The organism is Sphingomonas sp. PWP1-2, assembly GCF_049898305.1.
GTDB lineage: Bacteria > Pseudomonadota > Alphaproteobacteria > Sphingomonadales > Sphingomonadaceae > Sphingomonas > Sphingomonas glacialis.
This window is the reverse complement of sequence record NZ_JAFCXM010000001.1, coordinates 612,378-622,104: the sequence shown is the minus strand read 5'-3', so window position 1 is coordinate 622,104 and position 9,727 is coordinate 612,378. Positions and strand designations below refer to the sequence as shown.

General features: G+C 66.9%; 10 protein-coding genes. 7 read left to right on the top strand and 3 right to left on the bottom strand.

Annotation, left to right across the window (positions count from 1 at the left end; translation table 11 throughout):
- Nucleotides 1–3: 3 nt before the first annotated feature.
- Together glyS and ACP7C5_RS03065 are read right to left on the bottom strand one after the other, a co-directional pair.
- Nucleotides 4–2,403, bottom strand: a complete 2,400-nt coding sequence (gene glyS / locus ACP7C5_RS03070) for a glycine--tRNA ligase subunit beta (protein ID WP_426263148.1) — start codon at nt 2,401–2,403, stop codon at nt 4–6.
- Between the two features lie 214 nt (nt 2,404–2,617).
- Entirely contained in the window at nt 2,618–3,517 is a 900-nt protein-coding gene (locus tag ACP7C5_RS03065) for a glycine--tRNA ligase subunit alpha (RefSeq protein WP_426263147.1), read from the bottom strand.
- 248 nt (nt 3,518–3,765) lie between these two features.
- On the opposite strand from ACP7C5_RS03065, the gene ACP7C5_RS03060 reads away from it, so the two are divergent.
- From ACP7C5_RS03060 to pth, 6 genes are all read left to right on the top strand, one after another.
- On the top strand, nt 3,766–3,981 hold the full coding sequence (locus ACP7C5_RS03060; protein WP_133189689.1) for a helix-turn-helix transcriptional regulator: 216 nt from the start codon (nt 3,766–3,768) through the stop codon (nt 3,979–3,981).
- Nucleotides 3,947–4,396 (top strand): hypothetical protein, encoded by a 450-nt coding sequence (locus tag ACP7C5_RS03055; RefSeq protein ID WP_426263146.1) that lies wholly within the window; start codon nt 3,947–3,949, stop codon nt 4,394–4,396. The genes ACP7C5_RS03060 and ACP7C5_RS03055 overlap by 35 nt, the downstream gene beginning before the upstream one ends.
- Before the next feature lie 30 nt (nt 4,397–4,426).
- Complete coding sequence (locus tag ACP7C5_RS03050; protein WP_426263145.1) at nt 4,427–5,353, top strand: TraB/GumN family protein; 927 nt, start codon at nt 4,427–4,429, stop codon at nt 5,351–5,353.
- The gene (locus ACP7C5_RS03045; protein ID WP_426263144.1) at nt 5,350–6,207 is read left to right on the top strand and encodes a TraB/GumN family protein; all 858 of its coding nucleotides are present in this window, start codon (nt 5,350–5,352) and stop codon (nt 6,205–6,207) included. The genes ACP7C5_RS03050 and ACP7C5_RS03045 overlap by 4 nt, the downstream gene beginning before the upstream one ends.
- Nucleotides 6,208–6,459: 252 nt before the next feature.
- A complete protein-coding gene (locus ACP7C5_RS03040; RefSeq protein ID WP_133189697.1) occupies nt 6,460–7,143 on the top strand; it encodes a 50S ribosomal protein L25/general stress protein Ctc in 684 nt (227 codons plus the stop codon).
- A gap of 90 nt (nt 7,144–7,233) precedes the next feature.
- A complete protein-coding gene (gene pth, locus ACP7C5_RS03035; protein WP_426263143.1) occupies nt 7,234–7,803 on the top strand; it encodes an aminoacyl-tRNA hydrolase in 570 nt (189 codons plus the stop codon).
- Nucleotides 7,804–7,818: 15 nt separating this feature from the next.
- Here pth and ACP7C5_RS03030 read toward each other — a convergent pair whose 3' ends face one another.
- A complete protein-coding gene (locus ACP7C5_RS03030; protein WP_426263142.1) occupies nt 7,819–9,006 on the bottom strand; it encodes a JmjC domain-containing protein in 1,188 nt (395 codons plus the stop codon).
- A 65-nt stretch (nt 9,007–9,071) separates the two neighbouring features.
- Here ACP7C5_RS03030 and ACP7C5_RS03025 point away from each other — a divergent pair, with 65 nt between their 5' ends.
- Nucleotides 9,072–9,686 carry a TIGR02466 family protein gene (locus ACP7C5_RS03025; protein ID WP_426263141.1) on the top strand — a complete coding sequence of 205 codons (615 nt, stop codon included), beginning with the start codon at nt 9,072–9,074 and terminating at the stop codon, nt 9,684–9,686.
- Nucleotides 9,687–9,727 lie beyond the last annotated feature (41 nt).

Here is a 9,727-nt window from a genome sequence, read left to right as displayed (position 1 = left end):
GGGCTAGCCCTCGATCTTCGAGAAGTCGGCCACGTTGTGCACCGCAGCACGAACGCGATCAAGCAGCCCGAGCCGCGCCGTGCGCTTGGCGGGTTCGGGGTCGTTGACGATGACGCTTTCGAAGAACGTGTCGATCGGGGCGCGCAGCGTCGCGAGCGCGGCCATCGCGACTTCGAAATCCTCGCGCGCGATCGCTGCGGAGGCTGCCGGTTCGGCCGCGTCGAGCGCCGTCGCGAGTGCGGTTTCGGCAGGTTCTGGCGTGTAGGACGGTGCAGTGTGCGAACCCGCGCTCTCTTCAACCGTCACCCCAGCGAACGCTGGGGTCTCGTGGTTCTCCGGGTGCGCGCCCGCCGCGGAGACCCCAGCTTTCGCTGGGGTGACGGCCGGGGCGGACGTGCCGAAGCCCTCCTTCTTCAGGATATTCGCCGCGCGCTTGTACCCGGCGAGCAGGTTCGCCCCATCCTCGGTCCCGACAAACCCCTGCAACGCCCGCACGCGCGCGAGCAGGCGGACGAGATCGTCCTCGCCGCCGAGCGCGAACACCGCGTCGATCAGGTCGTGCCGAACGCCGGCTTCGCGCTGCTGGACTTTGAGGCGGTCGGCGAAGAAGTTAGTCAGCGCGGCGCTCGTTGCGGGCTCGTCGACAAGGGTTTGCGGAGACGCAACAATCCCGGTTGCGACGTCACGGGCGGCAAGTTCCTTTTCACCCCAAATCCAGCGCCGACCGGTGTCTTCTTTCGGTGCCAAGATATCAATGACGAAAGTCACCGCGTCAGAGAGCCGAAACCGCAGATCATTATTGGACGTCAGACTTTGCGCCGCAAGCATCGCTCGCCTTAACGCGAACGGATCTTTCGATCCGGTTGGAGGCAGACCCGCTGCGAAAAATCCGACCAGCGTATCAAGCTTGTCCGCCAAGCTCACCGCCACCGTTACCGGGTCCGTCGGCACGTCATCGCCCTGCCCGACCGGCTTGTAGTGATCGCGGATCGCCGCGGCGACGGCGGGGTGCTCGCCTTGCGCGGCAGCGTAATAGCCGCCCATCAGGCCCTGCAGTTCGGGGAATTCGCCGACCATGCCGGTGACGAGGTCGGCCTTGCACAGGCGCGCGGCGCGCTCGGCGAGCGACGCAAGATCCTCCCCGGCACGGGGAGGGGGACCATTTGCCTCTTCCGGCAAATGGTGGAGGGGGGCTGCAGCAGGAGAGGCACTCGCGTGTGGCACGCCCCCTCCACCACCCGCTGAAGAAGCAGGTGGTCCCCCTCCCCGTTCCGGGGAGGATTTAACGATCCCCTCCTCCACCAGCCACCGCGCGAGCTTGGCCACGCGGTCGACCTTGTCCGCCACCGTGCCGAGCTTTTCGTGGAACACGATCCGGTCGAGCTTGGCCGCCTGCTCCTCGAGCGGCACCTTGAGATCGGTCTCGTAGAAGAATTTCGCGTCGGACAGCCGTGCCGCGAGCACCTTGCGGTTGCCCTCGACGATCTTCGCGCCGCCGTCGGCCGCGTCGATATTGGCGGTGCAGATGAACGCGTTCGCCAAGGCGCCGTCGGTCGAGCGGCACACGAAATACTTCTGGTTCACGCGCGCCGTCAGCTGGATCACCTCGGGCGGCACTTCCAGGAACGCCTCATCGAAGCGGCCGAGCAGCGGCACCGGCCATTCGGTCAGCCCGGCATTCTCGGTCAGCAGCCCCTCGTCCTGCACCAGCTCGAGCCCGGCCTTGCGCGCGGCCATCGTCGCGCCGAGCGCGATGATCTGGCGGCGTTCGGCCTGGTCGACGATCACATGGCAGGCGCGCAATTTCTCGACATAGTCGTTCGCGTTGCCGATCGTGATGACGTGCGGATGGTGGAAGCGATGCCCAACGGTCGCGGCGCCGCTGGTTATGCCGGCGATCTCGCAATCGATCACGTCGTCGCCGAACAGAGCGACGATACCCTGCAGCGGGCGCACCCAGCGCAGCGATTCCATCGTGGTCGAGGCAGCGCCCCAGCGCATCGCCTTGGGCCAGGGGAAGGCGCGGACGATCGCGGGGATCGCCGCTGCCAGCACATCGGCGGTGGCGCGGCCGGGCTTGTCGATCACCGCAAACAGGATGCCGTCGCGCTCGACGAGCTGCTCGCGCGTCAGGCCGGTCTTGCGCAGGAAGCCTTCGAGCGCTTGCGGTGGCGCGCTGGTCTTGGGCCCCTTGGTCTCTTCCGACACGGCGGCGGTCTGCGCGGGGAGATCGCGCGCGATCAGCACCAGGCGGCGCGGCGTGGCGTAGGTCTGCAGCTCGCCGGGTTGGAGGCCAGCCTTGGCGAGCTCGGCGGTGAAGAGCTTGGCGAGATCCTCGCGCGCGCGATCCTGCATCCGCGCGGGGATTTCCTCGGAGCGCAGCTCCAGCAGAAAGTCCGTCATGCGCACACCCCGTCAGCGATCGAAACGCAACGGCTTCGCGGCTTCGCGTCTTCGCGTGAAAAAGAAGGTTGGTTCACGCGAAGGCGCGAAGACGCGAAGAAACTCTTCTTCTCCGCGTCTCCGCGTCTCCGGGCGAACAAGAAATTTGGTTCTCGCGGAGACGCGGAGACGCGGAGAGCCGAAGGAAGAGGCAGAGTGCCTGCGGCGCTGGCCATCACGCGGCGTTCCAGGCGGGATACTCGGCCTTCCAGCCCTCGGCATTCTTGTCCATCCACGCCTGGCAGCTGCCCTTCGCGAGATCGCGCACGCGGCCCATATAGGCCTGGCGCTCGGCGACCGAGATCACCCCGCGCGCCTGGAGCAGGTTGAACACGTGGCTCGCCTTGATCGCCTGCTCGTACGCCGGGATCGGCAGCTTGGCGGCAAGGCTGTTCTCGCACTCGGCGACATGCTTGCGGAAGGCGTCGAACAGGCTGTCGGTGTCGGCGACCTCGAAGTTCCAGGTCGACATCTCGACCTCATTCTCGTGGAACACCTCGCCATAGGTCACGCCGGCATCGTTGAACGCCAAATCGTACACATTGTCGACATTCTGCACGTACATCGCGAGCCGCTCCAACCCATAGGTGAGCTCGCCCGCGACGGGCTTCATGTCGAAGCCGCCCATCTGCTGGAAATAGGTGAACTGGGTGACTTCCATCCCGTCGCACCACACTTCCCAGCCGAGCCCCCACGCGCCGAGCGTCGGGCTTTCCCAATCGTCCTCGACGAACCGGATGTCGTGGACCAGCGGATCGATCCCGATCGCCGCCAGACTGCCGAGGTACAGCTCCTGCAGGTTCGACGGGCTCGGCTTCAGGATCACCTGATACTGATAGTAATGCTGCAGCCGGTTGGGGTTCTCGCCATAGCGGCCGTCGGTGGGGCGGCGGCACGGCTGGACGAAGGCGGCGTTCCACGGCTTGGGGCCGAGCGCGCGCAGCGTCGTGGCGGTGTGGAACGTCCCCGCCCCCATCTCCATGTCATAGGCCTGGAGGATGAGGCAGCCATGCTGGCTCCAGTATTCGTGGAGCTTGAGGATCATGCCCTGGAAGCTGAGGGGTCTGTCGGTCACGATGTCGGTCACGGGGGGGCTTTGGCGCAGGGCGACGGGAATTTCAACCGCGCGCTGGGCATTGCCGCCCCCGGTCAGCCTGCACTGACCTTTTGTCAGGGGTTCTTGACATGGACACGACTCAATGTCATTTAGTCATGGACAGCTGACAGAGTGTCAGCGTCGCATGATGGAGGGACCGATGTACGATCATTCAGCAAGCCCGACGTCGCCGCTCGCTTGACGATGCGGCTCCGATGGAAACCGCTATGAAGAACCGCTTGAAGGTGCTGCGCGCCGAGCGCGACTGGAGCCAGGCCGAGCTTGGCGGCCGGCTCGGCGTATCGCGGCAGGCGGTCAACGCGATTGAAACCGGCAAATACGATCCGTCGCTTCCGCTCGCGTTCAAGCTGGCGCGCCTGTTCGAAATGCCGATCGAGGAGATTTTCGATGACCAGACCGAAGATAGCCATGCCGCAGAGTGAGATCGGCCCCGGCGAAGCCGCCGATCGCGCGCGCTCGCGTCGCACGTTCATCACCTTCGCCGTGCTCAGCGTGCTCGGCGGCGCGGTCGGCTTCACCGCCGCGCTGATCGAGCCGCACGAGGCGACGCTCACCACCGGCGGCTCGCTGCCGGCGTGGTTCGCGATCCTTGCCGCGCTGCTGCTGATCGGCGCGGTGACGGCAGGCAGCCTCGTCTATTACCGCACGATCGACGAGCTCCAGCGGCTCGACAATTACTGGGCCGCGACGATGGGCGCCAACGTGCTGCTGATGGCCTATCCCGTCTGGCTGATCCTCTGGAAGGGCGGCCTCGTCCCCGCCCCAGATGCGATGACGCTGTATCTCGCGGTGCTGGTCTCGACCGGCCTCGCTTATGCCTGGCGCAAGCTGCGCTGACCTCGCCACACCTTTAAGAAGGATCGAACCATGAAGACGCTCGATTTCGGGCAGACGGTGATCACGCTCGCCGCACTGCTGCTCGCCGCCAACACCGCGCCGCAAGCTCCTGCCCCTGCCCCGGCGGCGCCCGCGCCCGTCGCCACCGTTCCCGCCGACCCCGCGCTCTGGGTGGTCAAGGACAAGGACACGACGATCTATTTGTTCGGCACGGTCCATGCGCTCAAGCCGAACCTCAGCTGGTTCGATTCGGCGGTGCGCAAGGCGTTCGACGCGAGCGGGCAGCTCGTGCTCGAAATCCCGTTGCCCACGCCCGAGCAGGCGCAGAAGGTGATCGGACCGCTCGCGATGGACCCGACCGGCCCCACGCTGACGCAGAAGCTCCCCGAAAAGAGCCGCGCGGCCTACGCCGCCGCGCTCGCCAAGCTCGGCGTTCCCGCCGCCGCGCTCGATCGCTTCGAGCCGTGGTTCGCTGCGGTGACGATGTCGCAGATCTCGCTGCAAAAGGCGGGCTACAGCGCCGCCGACGGTGCCGAGATGGCGCTCGACGCCGCCGCCAAGGCCGCGGGCAAGCCGGTCACCGGGCTCGAGACGCTCGAGCAGCAGCTCGGCTATTTTCACGATCTGCCACAGGCCGACCAGATGGCCTTCCTGCTCGAAAGCGTGAAGGACCTCGACAAGTTCGACACCACGATCAACGCGATGGTCGACAAATGGAAAGCCGGCGACGCCGAGGGCTTGAGCAAGCTGATGAACGAGGATCTGACCGGGCAGAAGAATCTCTACAAGGTGCTGCTGGTCGATCGCAACGCGCGCTGGGCGACCTGGATCGATTCGCGGATGAAGACGCCGGGCACGGTGTTCATCGCGGTCGGCGCGGGGCATCTCGCGGGCAAGGATAGCGTCCAGGCGCAGCTCGCCAAGCATCGCATCGTCGCGACGCGGATCCGCTATTGAGGTACGCGGCGCTGGCGATCGGGCTGGCGCTCGCCGCGTGCGCGCAGGCGCCCGAGATCCCGGCGCATCCAGCACTATGGCGCGTGGCGGACCGCGATACGACGATCTGGCTGTTCGGATCGATCCACGCGCTGCCGCCGCGCGTCGCCTGGCAGACGCCCACGGTGGCGGGCGCGATCGCGGCGGCGGACACGCTGATCCTCGAAGTGCCGCCCGCCGCCGACGCCGCGGCGCGCGCGCAGTTCCTGGCGCTGGCCGAGCAACCGGGTTTGCCGCCGTTGCTCGACCGGGTGGCGGCGGCCGATCGCGCGACGCTCGCGCGGGGCATGGCGGTCGCGGGGCAATCGCCGGAAACGCTCGATGGGTTGAAGACCTGGGCGGCGGCGCTGACGATCAGCGCCGGGGCCGGACATCTCTTCGACTCCGACGCCGCCAATGGCGTCGAGGCGGTGCTGACGCGGGCGTTTGCCGGCAAGGCGATCGGTGCGCTGGAGAGCCGCGAGGGGCAATTGCGGCTGTTCGACCGGCTGCCTGCCCAATCGCAACGGACGCTGCTGATCGCTGCAGCGCGCGACGCCCTTTCGGCGGCGAAGGGCGATGCCGCACTGCTCACCGCGTGGAAGGACGGCGATGCGGCGGGACTTGCCGCCGATGTCGCGCCGTTACAGCGCGATCCGGCGATGGGGGCGGCGCTGGTGACCGATCGCAACGCCCGCTGGGCGAGCGCGATCGTGCGTCGGCTGGCGCGGCCGGGGCGGGTGTTCGTCGCGGTTGGCGCGGGGCATCTGGTAGGGCCGGGGTCGGTCGTTGCGATGCTGCAGGCGCGGGGACTGAAGGTCGAGCGGGTCGAATAGGATAACGGGCGGGCGATATCGTGCGAAGGCTCACCCTCCACCCGTCACCCCAGCAAAAGCTGGGGTCTCGTGGTTCTCCGGGTGCGCGCCTTCCGGGGAGACCCCAGCTTTCGCTGGGGTGACGTGTGGGGCGGAAGCGCCGAACCGTCGTCTTGCACTTAAGCCTCCCCTCCCCTATAGCGCCGCGCTTCGGCCAGGGTCATCCCTGGAGGCTTGGCCGGAAACACCACAACCGTATTTCGGAGTAATGCAATGAGCGACCAATTGGAGCTCGCAGCCGAGACGCGCGAACAGGTTGGCAAGGGAGCCTCCCGTTTGCTTCGTCGCGAAGGCCGCGTCCCCGCCGTGATCTACGGCAACAAGCAAGAACCCCTCTCGATCCACGTCGAGGAAAAGGCGCTGATGCGTCTCCTCATGACGGGTCACTTCATGAATTCGGTCGTCATGGTCGACGCCGGTGGCCAGCAGATCCGCACCCTGCCGAAGGACGTCTCGTTCGACGCCGTCACCGATCGTCCGACGCATGTCGACTTCCTGCGCATCGGCGCGCACACCACCGTACACGTCAACGTGCCGATCGTGTTCGCTGACGAGGACGATGCCCCCGGTATCGCCAAGGCTGGCGGCGTGCTCAACATCACGCGCCACGAGCTCGAGCTGGTCTGCGACGCGGCCGACATCCCCACCGAGATCACGATCTCGCTGGCAGGTCTCGACGTCGGTGCCTCGATCCACATCTCGGACGTCAAGCTGCCCAAGGGCGTGACGCCGGCGATCGCCGACCGCGACTTCGCGATCGCGACGATCGTTCCGCCGACGGTTCCGACCGTCGAGGACGAAGAGCTCGAGGCTGCCGTTGCCGAAGCCCAGTCGGCTGAAGCAGAAGCCGAAGCCGCCGAAGCAGAAGCCGAAGCCGAAGGCGACAAGGCCGAGTAAGCAGCGGTCCCCTTGCGGGATGCGCACAATCGGGGCAGCGGAAGCAGACGCTTTCGCTGCCCCGTTCGTTTGAAAAGGTAGGCATTCGCCGTGCAAATCTGGGTTGGTCTCGGCAATCCCGGCGCGCAATATGCGCTCAACCGGCACAATGTCGGCTTCATGGTGCTCGACACGATCGCCGATCTCCACAGCTTCGGCGCGGTCAAGAAGGCGTTCCAGGGCTGGACCCAGGAAGGCCGCATCGGCGCGCAAAAGATCCTGCTCCTGAAACCCGCCACCTTCATGAACGAAAGCGGTCGCAGCGTCGGCGAGGCGATGCGCTTCTATAAGCTTGGCGAGGGCGACGTCACCGTCTTCCACGACGAGCTCGACCTCGACCCGTTCCGCGTCAAGGTGAAGACCGGCGGCGGCACCGCTGGCCACAACGGCCTGCGCTCGACCGAAGCGCATATCGGCAATGCCTTCCGCCGCGTTCGCCTCGGCATCGGCCACCCCGGCCATAAAGACAAAGTCAGCCCGTACGTGCTCGGCAATTACGCCAAAGCCGAAATGGATCCGCTCGCCGACATGCTCGGCGCGGTCGCGGCCGAAGCGCCGTGGCTCGCGAGCGGCGACGACGGGCGATTCATGAGCGACGTGGCGGTGCGCCTCGCGGGCTGAACGCCCGCCGCGCTGTCACATCTCGGGCGTGTAGCGTTCGAACAGCCGTTCGCGCACCAGCAACGCGATCAGCGCCGCGTGCTCGGCCACCGGCACATGCGCGAACCGCGCGCGCAATTCCTGCGCCGACAAGGCCGGCCGCGACAGCGCATATTCGGCCACCGCGCCGAACGTCCCGAGCGGATGCGCACCGCTCTGCGTGAGCAGGACCATCCCGCTATCGCGCCAATCGATCCGTGCAGGCCGTTGCGTCCGCGCATAGGACTCGAGCGCGGGCCGCTGCGGCAGCGTGAAGGCATGGGTGGGCCGAATCCGCGCACGCTGCGCGTCGATCACCGCATCGCGGACCAGCGGACTGGCGGCGAGTTCGCCGAGCCGCGTCGCGAGCGCGTGCAGCTGCGCCGCGAGCGGCTGGCCCGCATCGACCCGCGCATCCTCGAGATACGCGCGAAACTGCGGATCGCGCCGCGCCTCGGTCTCGAGCACGCGCAGTAGCGTAATCCCCGTCAGCGGCGCGACCGCGAAGGTGACGTGCAGCGACGCGCCGTCCTGCGCCAAGGCATCATGGTAACAGCCGCGCGGCAGATACAGCACGTCGCCCGGCCGCATCCGCACCTCGGCGAGCAACGGCCCGCGCGCCGCGTCGATCTGGCGCTGCACCTCTTCGCCACCGTGCGGTGCGACGAGCGGCGCGTCGGCACGGTTCTGATAGACGCGCCATACCTTCTCGCCCTCGCACTGCACCGCGAACACGTCGTGCACGTCGAAATGCGTGGCGAACGCCTGGACGCCCTTGAACGAGCAATAGACGTTCGCGTTGGTCAGCGCGGCGAACTGCTCGCCCAGCATTTGCGTCCAGTCTCGGATTTCGGGCGCGATGCGTTCGATATCGTTGGCGACCAGGCTGGCGCCCATGCCGAGGAACACGTCGACTCGTGCCGGATCGACCCGCCGCGCCTCGATCGGCATGGTCGCATCGCCGTCGAGGTAGAAATCGGGGACGATCGGTCGGCTGTTGAGGATCAGCTTGAGGTTCGACGCGGTCCAGTGCGCGCCGACCCCGAGCAGTTCGGCAAAGCGCGCCCAATCGAGCAGAGCGCCCCGCCCGCCCGGCGGCGCGGGAATATGCACGGGCTGCACGCCCCAATAGCTCGACTGGAAGACGGCGCTGTCGAGCGGCGCGACGAGATCTGCAAAGGTCACGTGCGAAATCTAGACGTGCATCCGACACCTTGGCAACGGCGTCGCACTGGAGGATAGGGCGCAGCATGAAGAATGCCTCGACCCGCAGCCTGTTCGCCACCCCGCTCTACGAGGCGAAGCTCAAGAACGCGGCGCTGGTCGCCGATCTCGAACGCTCGTGCCACGCGCTTGCCGAGGATGATCGCGCCGGACGGAGCTGGTCGAAGGCGCATGGCTATCGCGGCTACACCTCCTACGCCTCGCTCAACGACCTGCCGATGCGCGATCCGGCGTTCGCCGACCTGGTAAAGCTGCTCAACAAGCATGTCGCCGCCTTCGCAGAGGACTGTGGCTTCGAACTCGACGGCGGCAAGCTCAAGCTCGACAGCCTGTGGGTCAATGTGATGAAGCCTGGCGGCACGCATTCGGGGCATATCCACCCGCACAGCGTGATTTCGGGAACGGTCTACATCGCCGTCCCGCCGGGCGCAGGCCCGATCAAGTTCGAGGATCCGCGGCTGCCGATGATGATGGCCGCCCCGCGCCGCCGCGACGATGTCGCCGAGGCGCTCAAGACCTTCGTCTATGTCGAGCCGCAGGCGGGCAGCGTATTGCTGTGGGAAAGCTGGCTGCGCCACGAGGTCGCGCCCGGGACCGCGAAGACCGAACGCGTGAGCATCAGCTTCAACTATCGCTGGTAGCGTCGGCTAAGCACCCAATCGTCACCCCGGCCTTGTGCCGG